This is a genomic window from Catellatospora bangladeshensis, assembly GCF_016862575.1.
Taxonomy (GTDB): domain Bacteria; phylum Actinomycetota; class Actinomycetes; order Mycobacteriales; family Micromonosporaceae; genus Catellatospora; species Catellatospora bangladeshensis.
Window position 1 is genome coordinate 161,322 of the sequence record NZ_BONF01000014.1, and the last position, 15,447, is coordinate 176,768.

The following is a 15,447-nucleotide window of genomic DNA, read 5'->3' on the forward strand; positions in this document are numbered from 1 at the left end:
GCGTCGGCTCCGGCAAGTGCCTGGACGCCTACGACAACGGTACGGCCGCCGGCACCCAGCTGATCCTCTGGCCCTGCGGACCCGGTACCAACCAGAAGTGGATCCGCGCCTGACGAATCGCGCAGCAGCCGCCCCGCATCAGCGGCGGGGCGGCTGCTCCGCCGATCAGCGGTCTGTCAGTGGAGTCTTCCGGCCGGATCGCCGAACCAGCGGTGGAGGCAGGCGTCCAGGTCCCGCTGGTCGTCACCGATCCAGGCGACGTGGCCGTCCGGGCGCAGCAGGACGCAGGGAGCGTCCAGCGCCGCAGTGGGATCCCCGAGGTAGTCGACCCGATCCGACCAGCCGCCGGTGGTCAGGCGTTCGGTGCGGTCCAGCAGCAGGCCGCGGCCGCGATGCAGCAGGCGGTAGAGGCGGCCCTGCTTCACGTCGATGTCGGGCAGGCGGCGGCCGAGCAGGCCGGGGCCCGTGCCGAAGTCGTAGCGGACGCCGATCGCGGTGATCTTCTCCATCAGGTGGCGGTTCACCTCTTCGAAGTCCATCAGCTCCGTGAGCAGCCTACGCACCGCCTGCGCGCCCGGCTCGGCGGACAGCAGCTCCAGCTGGGCCCGGGTGTTGTCCAGCACGTCCGCGGCGACCGGATGACGTTCGGCCTGGTAGGTGTCCAGCAGTGACGCCGGGGCCCAGCCGCGGATCTGCGCGGCCAGCTTCCAACCGAGGTTGAACGCGTCCTGTACGCCCAGGTTGAGCCCCTGCCCGCCGATGGGCGGGTGGATGTGCGCCGCGTCGCCGGCCAGCAGCACCCGCCCGACCCGATAGCGTTCGGCCAGCCGGGTGGCGTCGCCGAAGCGGGACACCCAGCGCGGGGAGTGCACGCCGAAGTCGGTCCCGGCGATGGTGCGCAGCTCCCGCCGGAAGTCCTCGATGGTGGGCGGCTCCGCCCGGCCGCTGAGCCCCGCAGCGGGGACCACGACGCGATAGACCCCTGCGCCGAAGGGCGTGAGGCTGAACCGCCGGTCGGTCTCGGCGATCTCGGCGACCTTGGCGGCGATCTCCGCCTGCGGCACCCCCGCCTCCATCTCGCCCATCAGCGTCTCGGTCCTGGACGGCACGCCGGGGAACCCCACGCCGAGCAGCTTGCGCACCGTACTGCGCGCGCCGTCGCACCCGACGAGATAGCGCGTGCGCAACCGCTCCCCGTCAGCCAGCTCCACGGTCACGCCGCCGTCGTCCTGTACGAGGCCGGCCACCGCGCAGCCGTGCCGGACCTGCGCACCCAGCGCGGTCGCGTGTTCTTCGAGCAGCTGCACGATGACCGGCTGCGGGATGCCCAGCAGGTAGGCGTGCGCGGAGTCCAGGCCCGTCGGCGCGGGCTTGCTGATCGCGGCGAAGAAGCCCGCGGCCGGGCGCTGCCGGGCGCGCTCGCGGACGCGCTCCAGCAGGCCGCGCATGGCCAACAGCTCGATACTGCGGATGTGCAGCCCCACGATGCGGACGAAGGACGCGGGCTCGGTCTCCTTCTCCAGGACGAGGACCCGCACGTCGTGCAGCCGCAGCTCGGCGGCCAGCATCGCGCCGGTCGGCCCGCACCCGGCGATGATCACGTCGTATCCGGCCGGGGCAGCCGACGACGGCTCGGCGGTGAACTGAGTGTGCATAGGTGTTGCCTTTCGGGAGTGCCTTATCAGCGAGGCGCTCCCGGCGACGCCTACGTCAGTCGCCCGGCCGTGACGGCAAGGGGGAGCACCCACATCGGTCCAGCGTTCATGGGTCTCACCTCCTCGGGCGAAGTCACGGTCGAATGCAAGCTACCGGCCCGAGCGCCGTCCCGTCCAGTCCGCCGTGCGGCCCTAGACTCCCGGCATGGACGACCTGACGCTGGACCGGCTGATCGCGCAGACCCTCGTCGAGAACTACGACTGGGACGAGGAGCAGGCCGAGGAGGCGGTGGCCACCTGGCGGGACAGCGGCTCGGACGGCGGCTGGGACGCCGACGCCATCGCGGAGAGCATCCACCGAGCGTCGGAGGACGAGGACTGAGCCTGCACGTTCGGCGGCCGCCTGGAGGACTGCGGCGGGGCGGGGTGCTCTTCCGCCACCGGCTACGGGGCCGGAGGGTCTTCGGGTCGTGCCGTGGCGGTGCCGCCGGGGTGGAACTCGGTGGTGTTCTCGACCTGCCCGTCGGCGGCGATGACGGCCAGGCGGCTGGGGGTGCTGGCGCGGGCCGCGGTGACGGCCTGCCAGAGCGCATCCGGCTTGCGCGGGTGTATGCCGACCACGTCGTCGCCGTCGAGCACGTCCCACACGTCGTGGTTGGCGACCACCTCGAAGCGCCGCACGGGAAACCTCCTCACGTGCCGACGGCGCCCCGCGCGGGGTGGCGGGGCGCCGTGGGAGTGTCAGATCTCGGTGCGCTCCTCGACCCGGCGGTACTCGGCCGGCTCGCTGACGATCCGGGCGCGGTTGCGCGGACCCCAGATGAACGCGGTGAACAGCAGGCCGAGCGCACCGCCGATCATGAAGATCCAGCCGATCACGTCGATGTCGATGCCGGCGACTTCGAAGTCGAGCGCGAACGTGAAGATCGCGCCGAGCACGATCAGGAAGATGCTTGCGCCGATACCCATGGTGGTCACCTCCAGAAGCTGCCGCTGACGTTGCGGCCTCGGCGCGCCGATACCCCCGGCCTGGGAGCAGAAACCGGCCGGGATCGCCAGTGGCCGCTCTGAACTGGGAAAACGGTCGATGCGGGGGCGAGGGCGGGTTGGGTATTTCACAACTCAGTGACAACTTCGGCGGCGGCGGCGCTTTGGCGGTTTCCCGGCGGATTCCCGTGTCGGCGAGTTCCAGACCGCGGCGGCCGGCGTATGGCGATACGGTCGATGAGACGAACGAAGGAGATGTCGGCCATGACTGCTTTGCCACCCGTCGTCGACTCCGCCACCTGGCGCAAGGAGCTGGACGAGCTGCGCGCCCGCGAGAAGGCGGCCACCAGGGAGCTCGACGCGATCGCCGCCCGGCGGCGCAGGCTCCCGATGGTGCGGATGCCCGACTACACCCTGGTCGGGGCCGAGGGGCCGGTCCGGCTCGTCGACGTCTTCGACGGCAGGTCGCAGCTGATCGTCTACAACCACATGTGGGACCCGGACGCGCAGTGGCAGTGCGGCGGCTGCACCAGCCTCACCTCGTCGTACACGCGGCTGGACTTCCTCGACAACTACGACGCGCGGTTCGTGATCGTCACCCAGGGGCCGATCGAGGCGGCCCTGGCCTACGCCGAGCGCGTCGGCAACAGGATGACGTGGTACTCCACCGCCGACAGCCCGTTCGGGGCCGACGTCGACGCACCGCCCGGCGGCGGCTTCGCGTTCAACGTGTTCCTGCGCGACGGCGACACCGTGTACCGCACCTGGCACACCAGCGGTCGGGGGGTGGAACAGCTCACGTTCACGTTCCCCCTGGTCGACGTGCTGCCGTACGGGCGGCAGGAGGAGTGGCAGGACTCCCCGGAAGGCTGGCCGCAGGGCCCGGCGTACAGCGGCTGGCTCGACTCGCCCGACATCGCCCGGTTGTACGGTCCCGACCGGTGACACCGGGCGCCGGATCGCGCGGGTGGGCCGCGAACCTCCGGGATTGATACCGCCCACGGGTCCGGTGTTTCTTCGTCGACTACGTCGCTCCGGCCGGTAGGGTCGCATCTCTCATGCCGCACGGCGTCTCACCCGGATGCCGGAGCCGATGCTGATGTCGGCGGCTGCCCGAAACGAGGAGCGTTCCATGACGACAGTCGACGACGGCCTGGACCTGGAGCAGGTGGCCGACCTGCTGCGGCACCGCTACCAGCAGACCCTGGAACAGATCGCGACGCAGACGGCCGAGACCCGTGATCTGCGCCAGGCCGCGCACCAGGACACCGGCGACATGGCCGACGCCGGTTCGCTGATCAGCGACACGGCCCAGCACGACATCGTGACGGCCGCCCTCAGCGAGCAGGCCGGGCGCCTGGCCTCGGCGTTGCAGCGGCTACAGGACGGCTCGTTCGGGACCTGCGGCAGATGCGCACAGCAGATCCCGCTCGCCCGGCTCGAGATCATGCCGTGGGCCACCCACTGCGTCACGTGCCAGCAGCACGCCGAGAAGCTCCGGTGACACCCGCCCGCGCCACCGGACGCGCCCTCACGGTTTGAGCAGGTCCCCCAGCCGGTATCGGCATGGCATGGCGAATGTTCCCGCGCAGCAGCACGACGCAGCCGCCCGTCCCGGCACCGGTGACGGGCCGCCGCCTCGGATGCCCTCCGACATCACCCCCGGCCTCGGACCGTTCGACCGGTTCGCCACGCACGCGTCGAACTTCTTCTCCAAGGCCTGGTTCTTCTCGCTGTGCGTGCTGCTGGTGCTGATCTGGGCGCCGTCCTACTTCCTCATCGGCGACCTCGACACCTGGCAGCTGATCATCAACACGGCGACGACGATCGTCACCTTCCTCATGGTCGCCCTGCTGCAGAACACCCAGACCCGGGCGGACAAGGCGGTGCAGCACAAGCTCAACGCGATCGCCGACGGCCTGGCCGACCTGATGGGCCATATCGCCGAAGCCGACGGCCGGCCCCAGCTGCACGCCGACGTCGACGAGCTGAAGGCGGCGGTGGGCCTGGAGACCCGCGAGGGCGCATAGCCGCGCGCCCGGCACACCGCACCGGTTCACCGGGCGCTGGGCGCCGGGCGCTCGACAGGCAGAACCATACGATGCTCGAACCGGCCGGCCGCCGGCCGTCGATCCTGCCTCCGGGAAGGTGTACCGGCTCCTCGGGGCAAGCCCGAGCGGTGACCGAAGGGCGCCTTGAATCACGATCGTCGATCTGACAACATCGACAACCATCGTGCTATCACGACGTTCGGCGACTGTTCCGACACCCCTGGAAGGAAGCCACATGCGGTTACCCCACCGCGTCACGCTCATCTGTGCGCTGCTCGCAGCCGCCGCTCCGGTGCCGGCCGCCGGCGCGAGCGCGGCTCCGCAGGCCGCGCTCGCCCAGATCGAGGAGCGGGTATACGTCGAGTCCAGCGTGGACTCCAACGGCGACGGGCGGCTCGACCGGATCGCCATCGACATCGCCCGGCCGTCGACGGGCGGGCCGTTCCCCGTCGTGTTCGAGCAGAGTCCGTACCGCAACGGCCTTGCCAACGCCGCCAACCACGGCGTGAACGTCAGCGCCCTGCCGCAGGAGAGCCTGTTCTCGCTGGGCATACCGCCGGCGGCCGGAGCAGGTGTCAGTGTCGCCAGGCCGGTGCCGGACCTGCCCGACTGGTACGACGACTACTTCGTGCCCAAGGGGTACGCGGTCGTGCTCGGCCACAGCCTCGGCACCGGCGCCTCGGAGGGCTGCCCGACCAGTGGGGACATGCAGGAGACGCTGGCCACGACCGCGGTCGTGGACTGGCTCAACGGCCGCGCCCGCGGCTTCAGCGCCTCGGGCGCCCAGGTGACGGCGTCCTGGAGCACCGGCAACGTCGGCATGATCGGCATCTCGTACAACGGCACGCTGCCGAACATGGCCGCCGCCACCGGCGTCGCCGGGCTCAAGGCGATCGTGCCGATCTCGGCGATCTCCAGCTGGTACGACTACTACCGGGCCAACGGGCTCGTCGTCGCCCCGGGCGGATACCAGGGCGAGGACGCCGACGTGCTGGCCCGTGCCGTGCTCGACCGCACCGACTGCACGAGCCGGATCAACCAGATCGAGGCCGACCAGGACCGGATCACCGGCGACTGGAAGCAGTTCTGGGCCGACCGGGACTACGTCGGCAAGGCGAACAAGGTCACCGCGGGCGTGTTCGTCATCCACGGCCAGGCCGACTGGAACGTCAAGGGCCAGCACTACGCGCAGTGGTGGGACGCGCTGCGGGCCGCCGACGTGCCCCGCAAGATCTGGCTGCACAACGGCGGCCACGGCACGACCTCCCGCACGGACTACAGGGCGACGGTCGAGCGCTGGTTCGAGTACTTCCTGAAGGGCGTCGACAACGGCATCCTCACCACGCCCCGGGCCGAGGTGCAGTTCAAGGACGGCACCTGGCGCCAGTACACCGACTGGCCCAACCCCGCCGCCACCGAGGCCGTGTTCAAGCTCGACGCGACCTCGGCCACCGCGCCCGGCGGCCTGACCCTCGGCACCCCGGCCGGCACCTCGGCACAGCAGTTCACCGACAACGGCCGCACCAGCACCGCGACGACGCTGGTCGCGAGCCCGGACAGCGCCAGCGGCAGCCGGCTGGTCTACCGGACCGGCAACCTGGCCGGCGCGGTCACGCTGACCGGGTCGCCGCGGGTCTCGCTCCGGCTCGCCGTCACCAACCGCAACGACGCCAACGTCACCGCGCTGCTGGTCGACTACGGCGGCACGGGCACCAGCACCACCCCCGTGATCGTCACCCGCGGCTGGATCGACCCGCAGAACCGCAACAGCCGCGCCACCAGCGAGAAGGTCGTCCAGGGCACGGAGTACACGCTGAACTTCGCCATGCAGCCCAGGGACTACGTGTTCGCGGCCGGGCACCGCATCGGCCTCGTCGTGATCTCCACCGACTACGACTACACGCTGCGCCCGCCGGCCGGTGCCGTGCTGCGGCTCAACCCGGTCGCCGGCACGCTGACGATCGCGCAGACGGGCCTGTCCACCGGCAACGACTACGCGGTCTCCCTGTCCCCGGCGGCGGGCGCGACCAACCCGGGCGGCACGCTGAACGCGACGGTCGCCACGACCGTGACCAGCGGCTCCGCGCAGAGCGTGGCCCTGTCGGCGTCCGGGCTGCCGACGGGGGTGACCGCGTCGTTCAACCCGTCGGCCGTGACGGCGGGCAGCAGCTCGGCACTGACCCTGAGCACCACGGCGGCGGTCGCGCCGGGCACCTATCCGATCACCATCACCGGTACGGGCACCGGCGCCACCCGCACCGCGGTCTACACGCTCACCGTCAACGGGGCGGGCGGCTGCAAGGCGACCAACCCGGCCGATGTGGCGATCCCGGACGCGGGCGCGGCGGTGGAGAGCACGATCACCATCAGCGGCTGCCCGGGGACGGCCTCGGCGTCGTCGGCGGCGGAGGTGCACATCGTCCATCCGTACCGCGGTGACCTCGTGGTCAGCCTGGTCGCACCGGACGGGACGAGCTACTCGCTGAGCAACCGCTCCGGCGGCAGCGCCGACGACATCCACCAGACCTACACCGTGAACCTGTCGGGCGAGGCCGCCAACGGCACGTGGCGGCTGCGCGTACAGGACGCGGCGGCCGCCGACGTCGGCCGGATCGACACCTGGACGCTGACCCTGGGCGCGTGAGCACGACCTGGGCGCGACCCCGCGCCGACCGTTCGACAGCGGTCGGCGCGGGGTCGCCGCAGACTCAGCCGCCGGTGGCGGAGAAGTGCATGTAGTCCTTCAGCGACCGGTAGTCGCCGCCCCATCCCCAGCCGATCGCCGCGAAGGCCCGGACGGCTTCCTCGCGGGGCTGCGCCATCCCGGGCCGCGCGTCGGCCCGGTCGAGGTAGGAGGTGGCGAGCTCCGGCAGCACGACCTCGCCCTTGCGGTACGGGTTCTGGAACGGGTTGAGGTCCACGGCGAGGCCGTAGGCGTGCTGGGACCACCCCTTCTTCCCGCGCACCGGCCGGCAGGCGAACACCTCGGTGGTGTTGCCGTCGCCGGTCGACGGCGCGTTCAGTGCGGCGGCGCTGGAGATCCGCATGCGCTCGATCGGGAAGTCTGCGGCGAAGAGCCGCTTGAACACGGTGACCAGGTCGTCGGCCACCCGGGCGTTGGCCAGCAGCTCGCCGGTGTGGGCGCGCCCGTCGAAGCCGCGGAAGACGACCGTGAGGTAGCGCAGGTCGGAGGCGGCGACGGGGCAGTTCTTCGTCCAGCTGGACCGGGCGAGGACGTCGGCCGGCACCGCCTGGACGGTGGCGTGGAAGCGGCCGTCCGCCGGTGGCGGCAGCTCGTCGGCGGTGATGATCGACCGGTTACGCAGCTCAGGCGGGGTCTGCCGGGCTGCCGCGGTCCCCTGCGGCCCTACCGGCAGCACGCGCGTGCCCAGCCAGGACGGCGCGGCGGTGGCGTTCCCGACACGGGCCGGCTCGGGGCTTCGTGACTCGGTGGGCGCTATCGGCGAAGGAGCGGATGTTCGTGCCGGTTTGTCCGCTTCAGGGCTGGCCGCCGCGCTCGAACACCCGGTCAGGGCGGACCCCAGCAGCACGGCGGCGGCCAGCATGCCTGCCAACCGCCCGCCGCCGCGGCGCCGGGAACCGGCCGCCGTGCGGATCTCGGTACGGGCGTTCGGCGAGGAGCCTTCGGGGGTGCACATTTCGACAAGAATAGCGTTTTTCCTGGTGAACGGCCTGGCACAGTCTTCCCGGGCGCCGCCGCGGCGACGACGGTACGGTTTCGGCATGGACACCGGAGTTCTGGAGGCCAAGGGCCGGGCGATCATCGACGGCAACCGCTTCATGACGCTGGGGACCGCGAACACGGACGGCGATCCCTGGGCCTCACCGGTCTTCTACGTGGCCGACGGGTACTCGACGTTCTACTGGATCTCCTCACCGGAGGCGACGCAGGTCCGCAACATCGCGGTCCGGCCCCGGGTCGGCATCGTCGTGTTCGACTCGCAGCAGCAGCCGGGCGACGACGAGGCGGTGTACATGGCCGCCACCGCGTGCGAGCTGACCGGCACCGACCTGGACCGGGGTCTGGAGATCTACCTGGGCGCCGCGCCGTTCGGCAAGGGACCGGAGGCTTTCCGCCCTCCCGGCTCGTACCGGGCGTACCGGGCGACCGTGACCGAGCACTTCATGCTCTGCCCGCACGCGTCAAGCCGGCCGTGCCCGCTGCACGGCCGCACGTCCGACCACCGGGTGGCGGTGTCCCTCTGACCGGCGCGCCCCTGCCCGGCACCGCGACAAACCGGTCAGGTGCGCCGGGTGCCGCCGGGCGGTAGCATCCGCGAATGTTTTTCGGCGCCCGGCACAGGGTCGACAAGTACTGCGATCAACTCGAGGCGGCCGCGGATCCGGCCGCTTTCGAACAGGCGGCCATGGGCCTGTGGACCGCCGCGCAGAAGGCCTCGCCGCATGACGTCACCGCCGCGCTCGAACGGTGCGCGTGGCTGCTGAGCGGGCTGAGCGTCGGCGCCGGTGGCCGGTTCTCGATCCTGTGCGGGTCGCTGGTCGAGCTCGGGGCGCACCCCGATCCGCTGGTCGTGCCGGTCGCCGACGGCCTGTTGCGCTCGCTTGAGCAGGCTTGGCGGTTCCGGGACGCCTGGCACTGGGCCAGCGGCGGGCAGAAGCTGCCGGATCCGGAGGCCGCCGACGACCACCTGCAGGGCGCTGTCATGCGGCTGGCGCCGCTGATGGGCGGTGAGGCGGCCTACCGGGCCGCGGAGGGCTGGTTCAGCGTCACGAACTGGGCAAGACCGGCCGGTACGCTGCTGCGGGAGGCGCCCGAGCGGTGGCTGCGGCACCCGGGTCGGCCGGCGATCGTCGCCCACGTCGCGGCCCTGGTCGGGGACGTGCCCGACCTCGACGACGTGCACCGGCTGCTCGGCGGCCCCGGAGGGGCACGCAGGTGAACCCGCCCTGCGATCCCGCATGCGGGCGGGACCGCAGGGTGGTGGAGCGCGGCACGTCCTTCAGGCGCCGTCGACCTGCGTGACCGGGTCGCGCCGCGACGCCGTCCCCTCGGGATGGGGGCCGAGCGTGCCGCCGAGGTAGAACGGCAACTCGCGCAGTGAGCGCCCCATGGACCCGCGGATCGCGTTCAGCAGGAGCAGGTGCGCCGCGGCCGCCGGACGCGAAGCCTCGGTCAGTATGGCTTCGTCCACCGGGTTGCCGACCGGATCACGGGTCCCCACCGCGTCGAGGAAGACACCGACGGCGTTGCCGAACCTGTCGATCGCCTGCGCCACGCCCAGCGGCGCCACCAGGCTCGCCGAGGTGAGCGAGACACTCCAGGCACCCCAGTCGATGTCGACCGGCGACCGGTCCAGGTGTGCTCGCCGTAGCGCCATCATGAACCGGGCGTACTGCGCGAACAGCTCCTCGTACGCACGCAGCTGCCTGTCGCGCAGCCAATGCCGCTCCTGCGCCCGGCGGGTGACCACACCACCGACGAGAACGCCCAGCGTCGCCGAGAACGCGCCGCCGAGCGTCGTAATGATCACTTCCGCCGTGTCCACGGCATAGAGTCTGGCAGCGATACATGGAACAGACTAGATAGAGCGCCAGGCCGTCCCGGGCTGCGCGTCCGCATCCTCAGCGCAGCAGCGACCTGGCGGTCGGGGCCAGCCGCAACTGCTGCGGGGCACCCGAGAGCATCGCCGACAAGGCGGGCCACACCTGCTCCTGCCAGCGGGCGGAACTGCGCAGCCGACGCTGGTGGTCGTCCAGGTCGGCGGGGCCGCCGAAGCGCGCGAACCACACGAACACGTTCTCGCCCGTGCGTACGGGCAGGGCGGGGAAGTCGTTGTCGGCGTGTTCGGTCTGCAGGCACGCCAGCGGTGCCGCGCCCGTCTCGGCCAGCACGGGGCGCACCCGGCGGTCGAAGAAGTCCACGAACGCCTCGTCGAACGGGCGGTCGCGGTAGTACAGCGTCGCCAGCACGAGTGACGGCGGGGCGGCCGTGCGGCCGGCCGGAGGCCGTGGCGTGGCGGGGGCCGGGAATCCGGAGCCTGCCGCCACCGGTCGCAGCAGCAGCACATCGTCGGAATCGATCATCGTGGCGTTGGCCTGGTCCCGGTGCGCCTTCCACACCGGCCCGCCGTAGAAGCGGCCCAGCGCCTGAGCGCGGCGTGGCATGCCGTCGAACCCGCGCAGCCAGACGAACCGATCGGGATCGTCCAGGTCGCGAAACTGGCCCAGCACCGTCATGCCGGCCGCCTCCTGTGTCTCGACGAACTCCCGGTCGAACAGATCGATCAGAACGTCACGCCGGCCGGGGTGCAGCGTGTACTGCCGCAGCTCCACGACCGAGTTCTGCGAGCCCTGCATGAATCGCCTCCCACTTCTGGAACAAATCTTGTTACATCAAAGGGCGCGACGAGCCGCCGGCCCGGTCCTCGGCTAGCGCACCCGCAGGGTCTCCCGGAGCACGTCGGCGATCGTCGTGCGCTGCAGCTCGCGCCGCAGCGCCTGTTCGATCTCGCCGTACACCCCGCCCAGCGCGGGCCGGATGCCCCTGCCGACCGGGCACTCCAGGTTGGGTTCGGTGCGGTGCATGGCGAACAGCGGATCCTGCTCGACGGCGTCGTACACGTCGAGCATGGTGATGTCCTGGGGCGAACGGGCCAGGCTCCAGCCCGCCCCGGCGCCGTGGCGCACGTCGACCAGGCCCGCCCGGCGCAGGTCACCGAGGCTGCGCCGGATGATCACGGGGTTGGTGTTCACACTGGCGGCGACCTGATCCGAGGTCAGCAGGTCCTGGCCACGCTGCTGGGACAGCGCCATCCACGCCAGCGCGTGCGCCGCGATCGTCAGCCTGCTGTTCGCCGCCATCACCCCTCCTTGTCGCAACAGTTTCTGTTACAACAGGGGGCGAGTCAAGCCGACATACGCGCTGTCGGCTGCGCGACAGTGCGTGCCATCGGTGTCGATCAGTCCCTACGGTATGCCGGTGACTTCAGGCCGCCGCGGCTTCCGACCGGAATGGACGGTCGCGGCCGTCTTCCTCGCCAGCGGGGCGGCGCTGCTGGTCTACATCCTCTCCGGGGTGTCACTGCGCTGGACGTTCCTCAGCCTCGGCCTCGCCGCGGTGGTCGTGGCCACCGCCGTCATCCGCAGACTGCCCGAACCGCGCAGGTCACGCGTGCTACGCCGGATGGCCGTCGGCGCCGTCGCGGGACTCGCCGCGACGCTGGCCTACGACGCCGTCCGCATCGCCCTGGTCGAGTTCGCCGGGCTGAAGCTGCGCCCGTTCGAGGCATGGCGGCTGTTCGGCCTGGCGCTGGCCGGCGAAGACCAGTCCGGGCCGTGGGTGTTCTGGCTCGGCGTCGCGTTCCACCTGTGCAACGGCATCGCCTTCGGTGTCGCGTACACCGTCGCCTTCGGGCGCCGCGGCATCTGGCCCGCGATCGTGTGGGCGCTGGTGCTGGAGTCGTTCATGGTGTCGGTGTACCCCGGCTGGCTCGGCCTGAAGGCACTCGAAGAGTTCCTGTCGGTGAGCATCACCGGCCACCTCGCCTACGGCATCGTCCTGGGCTGGCTCGCCCGCCACCTGCTCACCAGCTCCCGATGGAGAGAACATGACGGCGACACCTCTTCCGGCGAACCCGCCCGACCCGCTGACCAGAGCCGCTGACCTCATCTGGGTCGGCGTCCCACTGGCATTGCGGAAACTGTCGGCCGGGCTGGCCACCGCCGCGGTCGACGGGCTCTACCTCGCCGCCCGCCCGCTGCTCGGCCTCGCCGCACCGCCCGTGATGTTCCTGCTCGGGCTGCTGGTCGGAGCCTTGCATCCCGGATTCGAGTACGTGTTCACCGAAGCCCTCTGGCTGCTGCTGCTCGCCGCCGTCGTCGGAACACTCAGCGGTGCGCTGGGCAGCTACCTGACGCTCGGGTTCGCCCTCGGCGACCTGGTCCTGGGCGAGCACCCGCAGTGGAGCACCTATCGCACCGACGGCCTGCTGGACCTTCCCGCTCAACTCGGTTCCCAGCTGCTGACGTACACCCTGTTCGGGATGCTCGCCGTCGGGGTGCCGCTGGCGGCCAAGTCGTTCGCAGCCGAGTTCATGCTGCCGCCCTCGGTCCCGCGGGCGGTGCGTGCACTGGTCGGCGTCGGCGCGCTGGTCGTCATCTCCGGCCTGCTGGTCTGGGTGTGGACGCAGTCCGCGCCGCTGCTCGTGCGGCCGGTGTTCGTGTGGGCCGACGCCATCCCGACCGTCGAGGCGATGTCCACCACACAGGAGAGCGGTGGCTGGATCGTCGCGCTCGCGATCGCGGCCACCGTCGCCCGCGCGGCCGTGCAAGCGGTGCTCGCCGCGCCGATCGGCCGGGACACACCGGACCGGATGACCGCCTTGGAGAACCGGTTCCGCACTGCGGAGCGAATCGTGCCCCTGGCCGCACGGGTGCCGCTGGTGCTGCGCCTGGCGGCCCGCGCCCTGCTGCTCACGGCGCTGCTGTCCGGCCTGTACTCCGCGATGTGGCAGGCGGGGCTGGCGTTCCTCGTGCTGGCCGGTGCCCAGCTCATCACCAGCCCGCTGATGCCGATCGACTTCGGCGCCTACGCCCGGTTCCTCGCCCGTATCCCCCGCATCGTGCGCCTGGTCGTCGCGATGGTCCCGGTCTACCTGCTCGGCGCGCTGGTCGTGCCCCTGTTCCTGGACCAGACCAGCTTCCTGCCGTTCCTGCTGCTGGCCGTCGTCGCCGCGGTGCTGGTGACCCTGCTCAGCCCGCACACCCGAGGCGAGGCCGCACGCACCGCCGCGCCGGCCGGCATCCCCCGAGCCGAGGAGCCGCGATGAGGACCCTCATCCGCCTGTCAGCCGCCGCGGCGGCCGTCACGGCCGTCGTCTTGCTGCTGCCCGGTGCCGCGTACGCGGACAACTGCGGCAGCATGTCCGACTGCTACTACACCGCCCGGGCCGCACTGGCCGCGCTCGTCGGCCTGTCCGTGCTGTTCGGGGTCCTGCTCAGCGTCGGGCTCGACTTCGTGCCCGTCGTCGGCACGGTCAAAGGCGTGATCGAAGCGGTCACGGGCAAGGACCTGGTCACCGGCCAGGAGCTGGCCTGGTGGGAGCGCCTGCTCGGCATCATCCCCGTGATCGGCGGAGCCGCGGGCGTCGCCGCGGCGGTGTCCAAGGGCAGCCGCGCGATCGACGACATCGCCGACGTGGGCCGGGCTGCGGACCGGGTGGCCGACGCGGCCGACGCGGCTCGCGACGCCGAACGCGCCGCGGAGGCCGCCCGGGAGGCGGAGCGCGCCGCGGAGACCGCCCGGGAGGCGGAGCGCGCTGCGGAGGCGGCCCGGGAGGCCGAACGTGCCCGCGAGGCCGAACGGGCCGCCGAAGCCGCGCGGGAGGCTCGCATGCGCGAGCTGGGTATGGATCCGGCAACGGGCCGGTATCGGGCGGCGGAGGGCGAGACCGCGCTGCGGGTCGAGGACGCCACCGGCGCACAGCTGAGCCGGTCCACGAACCCGAACGTGGACTGGGTCGACACCGCCACCGGCAAGACCTACGACGCGGTGGGCAACTTCCCGTCCCGGCATTTCGACCAGCAGTGGCCCAACCTGCAGACCAGGATCGTCGACCACTTGGCCAAGGCCGACTATGTGCCGGTGGACGTCTCGCAGTTCACCCCGGAACAGATCGCTAAGGTGCAGAAGTTCATCACCGACAACGGCCTCGGCCCCCGAGCATTCCTGGTAGGCAACTGATGTCCGGAACGATCGCTGTCACCGCTGACCGGCGCTGGTCCGCCGCCGGCTGGCTCTTCGACTGGACCGTCGAGAAGCTCGCCGAGGAGCTGCCGGACGCCGCGGCGGCCGGCGACATGCACGAGATCGTCGAGGCGAACCTGGGCTGGCTGGGCCTGGACGACCTGCCCGCCGGCGCCCGGGCGGAGGTGCTGCGCCGCATCCGCACGGAGCTGGTGGAGCGGGCCGAGCGGGAGCTGCCCGACACGGTGCCCGACCGGCCGGGAGTGCTGACCCTGCTGCGCGAACTCATCCGCCTGACTGACGGCGTCGTCTGAGGCGGCAGCTCGTTCGGCGCATTCTGTCGGTGGTCGCCAGCATGATCGCGACAGCCCTGCAGCCGAACGCTAGGAATGATCATCATGAACGACGGACGTGCCGACTTCGACTTCATCTTCGGGCGATGGCTCGTACGCAACCGCAAGCTGCGCGAGGTCACCGACCCCGACTGCACCGAATGGGTCGAGTTCGACGCCCACGCGCAGGCAGAACCGATCTTCGGAGGTCTGGGCCACGTCGACCGGATCTGGACCGAGTCACCGCCCGGCGAGGAGCCCTTCGAGGGATTCACGCTGCGGCAGTTCGATCCTCAGCGGCAGGTGTGGCGGATCTGGTGGGCTTCCAGCCGTCGGCCTGGACACCTCGACCCGCCCGTCGAGGGAGCGTGGCACGACGGGCGGGGCGTGTTCGACTGCGCTGACGTTCTCGGTGGCCTGCCGGTGCGGGTTCGTTTCGAGTGGACCACGGACGGCGCGGACTCGGCCCGCTGGCAGCAGTCGTTCTCGTACGACGAGGGCCAGACCTGGCGAACGAACTGGATCATGGACCTGTCTCGCGTCACGGGTGCGGCGCCCGCCGAGGTCCCGCGCTGAACAGCCGAGGACGATCCCGGCGCGGGCCGGGCGCAGCACTCTGCGCACCGGCCCGCCGCCGCGAGGAACACCTCACATGACGTGCTTGAACGTGCCCCAGCCGTTGCCGATCTGCACCC

The 15,447-nt window shown here is 71.4% G+C and carries 19 protein-coding genes and 1 pseudogene; 13 read left to right on the forward strand and 7 right to left on the reverse strand.

The features are described 5' to 3' along the window. Positions 1-11: 11 nt before the first annotated feature. Positions 12-113: pseudogene (locus tag Cba03nite_RS14510) on the forward strand (RICIN domain-containing protein); the annotation flags it as partial. A 63-nt stretch (positions 114-176) separates the two neighbouring features. Here Cba03nite_RS14510 and Cba03nite_RS14515 read toward each other — a convergent pair. After that, positions 177-1,655, reverse strand: coding sequence for an FAD-dependent monooxygenase (locus Cba03nite_RS14515; RefSeq protein WP_203746045.1), 1,479 nt, complete (start codon positions 1,653-1,655; stop codon positions 177-179). A 205-nt stretch (positions 1,656-1,860) separates the two neighbouring features. On the opposite strand from Cba03nite_RS14515, the gene Cba03nite_RS14520 reads away from it, so the two are divergent. Next, the gene (locus tag Cba03nite_RS14520; RefSeq protein ID WP_203746047.1) at positions 1,861-2,037 is read left to right on the forward strand and encodes a hypothetical protein; all 177 of its coding nucleotides are present in this window, start codon (positions 1,861-1,863) and stop codon (positions 2,035-2,037) included. 62 nt (positions 2,038-2,099) lie between these two features. Here the strand turns inward: Cba03nite_RS14520 and Cba03nite_RS14525 are convergent, their stop codons facing one another. Both Cba03nite_RS14525 and Cba03nite_RS14530 read right to left on the reverse strand, forming a co-directional pair. Next, positions 2,100-2,336, reverse strand: a complete 237-nt coding sequence (locus Cba03nite_RS14525; RefSeq protein ID WP_203746049.1) for a hypothetical protein — start codon at positions 2,334-2,336, stop codon at positions 2,100-2,102. Positions 2,337-2,396: 60 nt separating this feature from the next. Continuing rightward, entirely contained in the window at positions 2,397-2,624 is a 228-nt protein-coding gene (locus Cba03nite_RS14530) for a DUF6458 family protein (RefSeq protein ID WP_203746052.1), read from the reverse strand. A gap of 282 nt (positions 2,625-2,906) precedes the next feature. On the opposite strand from Cba03nite_RS14530, the gene Cba03nite_RS14535 reads away from it, so the two are divergent. The 4 genes from Cba03nite_RS14535 (at position 2,907) to Cba03nite_RS14550 (ending at position 7,337) form a co-directional block, all read left to right on the forward strand. Continuing rightward, positions 2,907-3,587, forward strand: coding sequence for a DUF899 domain-containing protein (locus tag Cba03nite_RS14535; RefSeq protein ID WP_203746054.1), 681 nt, complete (start codon positions 2,907-2,909; stop codon positions 3,585-3,587). Positions 3,588-3,774: 187 nt separating this feature from the next. Then, the gene (locus Cba03nite_RS14540; RefSeq protein WP_203746055.1) at positions 3,775-4,146 is read left to right on the forward strand and encodes a TraR/DksA family transcriptional regulator; all 372 of its coding nucleotides are present in this window, start codon (positions 3,775-3,777) and stop codon (positions 4,144-4,146) included. 67 nt (positions 4,147-4,213) lie between these two features. After that, on the forward strand, positions 4,214-4,672 hold the full coding sequence (locus Cba03nite_RS14545) for a low affinity iron permease family protein (protein ID WP_239125731.1): 459 nt from the start codon (positions 4,214-4,216) through the stop codon (positions 4,670-4,672). A gap of 256 nt (positions 4,673-4,928) precedes the next feature. Continuing rightward, positions 4,929-7,337, forward strand: a complete 2,409-nt coding sequence (locus Cba03nite_RS14550) for a CocE/NonD family hydrolase (RefSeq protein ID WP_203746056.1) — start codon at positions 4,929-4,931, stop codon at positions 7,335-7,337. A 64-nt stretch (positions 7,338-7,401) separates the two neighbouring features. On the opposite strand, the gene Cba03nite_RS14555 is transcribed toward Cba03nite_RS14550, so the two are convergent. Then, the gene (locus Cba03nite_RS14555) at positions 7,402-8,352 is read right to left on the reverse strand and encodes a M15 family metallopeptidase (RefSeq protein ID WP_239125732.1); all 951 of its coding nucleotides are present in this window, start codon (positions 8,350-8,352) and stop codon (positions 7,402-7,404) included. An 85-nt stretch (positions 8,353-8,437) separates the two neighbouring features. Between Cba03nite_RS14555 and Cba03nite_RS14560 the strand changes: the two genes are divergently transcribed. Further along, positions 8,438-8,920 (forward strand): pyridoxamine 5'-phosphate oxidase family protein, encoded by a 483-nt coding sequence (locus Cba03nite_RS14560; RefSeq protein ID WP_203746057.1) that lies wholly within the window; start codon positions 8,438-8,440, stop codon positions 8,918-8,920. A gap of 74 nt (positions 8,921-8,994) precedes the next feature. Next, positions 8,995-9,615 (forward strand): hypothetical protein, encoded by a 621-nt coding sequence (locus tag Cba03nite_RS14565; protein WP_203746058.1) that lies wholly within the window; start codon positions 8,995-8,997, stop codon positions 9,613-9,615. 60 nt (positions 9,616-9,675) lie between these two features. Here the strand turns inward: Cba03nite_RS14565 and Cba03nite_RS14570 are convergent, their stop codons facing one another. From Cba03nite_RS14570 to Cba03nite_RS14580, 3 genes are all read right to left on the reverse strand, one after another. Continuing rightward, positions 9,676-10,221 carry a hypothetical protein gene (locus Cba03nite_RS14570; protein ID WP_203746059.1) on the reverse strand — a complete coding sequence of 182 codons (546 nt, stop codon included), beginning with the start codon at positions 10,219-10,221 and terminating at the stop codon, positions 9,676-9,678. A 76-nt stretch (positions 10,222-10,297) separates the two neighbouring features. Beyond that, entirely contained in the window at positions 10,298-11,032 is a 735-nt protein-coding gene (locus Cba03nite_RS14575) for an NIPSNAP family protein (protein ID WP_203746060.1), read from the reverse strand. 72 nt (positions 11,033-11,104) lie between these two features. Beyond that, positions 11,105-11,536: an Rrf2 family transcriptional regulator gene (locus Cba03nite_RS14580; RefSeq protein ID WP_203746062.1), complete on the reverse strand. Its 432-nt coding sequence runs from the start codon at positions 11,534-11,536 to the stop codon at positions 11,105-11,107. Positions 11,537-11,654: 118 nt separating this feature from the next. Between Cba03nite_RS14580 and Cba03nite_RS14585 the strand changes: the two genes are divergently transcribed. From Cba03nite_RS14585 to Cba03nite_RS14605, 5 genes are all read left to right on the forward strand, one after another. Continuing rightward, the gene (locus Cba03nite_RS14585) at positions 11,655-12,338 is read left to right on the forward strand and encodes a DUF6789 family protein (RefSeq protein WP_203746063.1); all 684 of its coding nucleotides are present in this window, start codon (positions 11,655-11,657) and stop codon (positions 12,336-12,338) included. Continuing rightward, positions 12,283-13,503 (forward strand): hypothetical protein, encoded by a 1,221-nt coding sequence (locus Cba03nite_RS14590; protein ID WP_203746064.1) that lies wholly within the window; start codon positions 12,283-12,285, stop codon positions 13,501-13,503. The genes Cba03nite_RS14585 and Cba03nite_RS14590 overlap by 56 nt, the downstream gene beginning before the upstream one ends. Beyond that, positions 13,500-14,417 carry a pre-toxin TG domain-containing protein gene (locus Cba03nite_RS14595; RefSeq protein WP_203746065.1) on the forward strand — a complete coding sequence of 306 codons (918 nt, stop codon included), beginning with the start codon at positions 13,500-13,502 and terminating at the stop codon, positions 14,415-14,417. Before Cba03nite_RS14590 ends, Cba03nite_RS14595 begins: the two co-directional genes overlap by 4 nt. Further along, positions 14,417-14,734 (forward strand): hypothetical protein, encoded by a 318-nt coding sequence (locus Cba03nite_RS14600; RefSeq protein WP_203746066.1) that lies wholly within the window; start codon positions 14,417-14,419, stop codon positions 14,732-14,734. The genes Cba03nite_RS14595 and Cba03nite_RS14600 overlap by 1 nt, the downstream gene beginning before the upstream one ends. An 84-nt stretch (positions 14,735-14,818) precedes the next feature. After that, positions 14,819-15,328, forward strand: a complete 510-nt coding sequence (locus Cba03nite_RS14605; protein WP_239125733.1) for a hypothetical protein — start codon at positions 14,819-14,821, stop codon at positions 15,326-15,328. Positions 15,329-15,447 lie beyond the last annotated feature (119 nt).

Excerpts from the sequence above, each read along its gene's own strand:
- Cba03nite_RS14515 (WP_203746045.1), bottom strand. The coding sequence starts at position 1,655 with ATGCACACTCAGTTCACCGCCGAGCCGTCGTCGGCTGCCCCGGCCGGA.
- Cba03nite_RS14520 (WP_203746047.1), top strand. The coding sequence starts at position 1,861 with ATGGACGACCTGACGCTGGACCGGCTGATCGCGCAGACCCTCGTCGAG.
- Cba03nite_RS14530 (WP_203746052.1), bottom strand. The coding sequence starts at position 2,624 with ATGGGTATCGGCGCAAGCATCTTCCTGATCGTGCTCGGCGCGATCTTC.
- Cba03nite_RS14535 (WP_203746054.1), top strand. The coding sequence starts at position 2,907 with ATGACTGCTTTGCCACCCGTCGTCGACTCCGCCACCTGGCGCAAGGAG.
- Cba03nite_RS14540 (WP_203746055.1), top strand. The coding sequence starts at position 3,775 with ATGACGACAGTCGACGACGGCCTGGACCTGGAGCAGGTGGCCGACCTG.
- Cba03nite_RS14545 (WP_239125731.1), top strand. The coding sequence starts at position 4,214 with ATGGCGAATGTTCCCGCGCAGCAGCACGACGCAGCCGCCCGTCCCGGC.
- Cba03nite_RS14550 (WP_203746056.1), top strand. The coding sequence starts at position 4,929 with ATGCGGTTACCCCACCGCGTCACGCTCATCTGTGCGCTGCTCGCAGCC.
- Cba03nite_RS14555 (WP_239125732.1), bottom strand. The coding sequence starts at position 8,352 with ATGTGCACCCCCGAAGGCTCCTCGCCGAACGCCCGTACCGAGATCCGC.
- Cba03nite_RS14560 (WP_203746057.1), top strand. The coding sequence starts at position 8,438 with ATGGACACCGGAGTTCTGGAGGCCAAGGGCCGGGCGATCATCGACGGC.
- Cba03nite_RS14565 (WP_203746058.1), top strand. The coding sequence starts at position 8,995 with ATGTTTTTCGGCGCCCGGCACAGGGTCGACAAGTACTGCGATCAACTC.
- Cba03nite_RS14575 (WP_203746060.1), bottom strand. The coding sequence starts at position 11,032 with ATGCAGGGCTCGCAGAACTCGGTCGTGGAGCTGCGGCAGTACACGCTG.
- Cba03nite_RS14580 (WP_203746062.1), bottom strand. The coding sequence starts at position 11,536 with ATGGCGGCGAACAGCAGGCTGACGATCGCGGCGCACGCGCTGGCGTGG.
- Cba03nite_RS14590 (WP_203746064.1), top strand. The coding sequence starts at position 12,283 with ATGACGGCGACACCTCTTCCGGCGAACCCGCCCGACCCGCTGACCAGA.
- Cba03nite_RS14595 (WP_203746065.1), top strand. The coding sequence starts at position 13,500 with ATGAGGACCCTCATCCGCCTGTCAGCCGCCGCGGCGGCCGTCACGGCC.
- Cba03nite_RS14600 (WP_203746066.1), top strand. The coding sequence starts at position 14,417 with ATGTCCGGAACGATCGCTGTCACCGCTGACCGGCGCTGGTCCGCCGCC.
- Cba03nite_RS14605 (WP_239125733.1), top strand. The coding sequence starts at position 14,819 with ATGAACGACGGACGTGCCGACTTCGACTTCATCTTCGGGCGATGGCTC.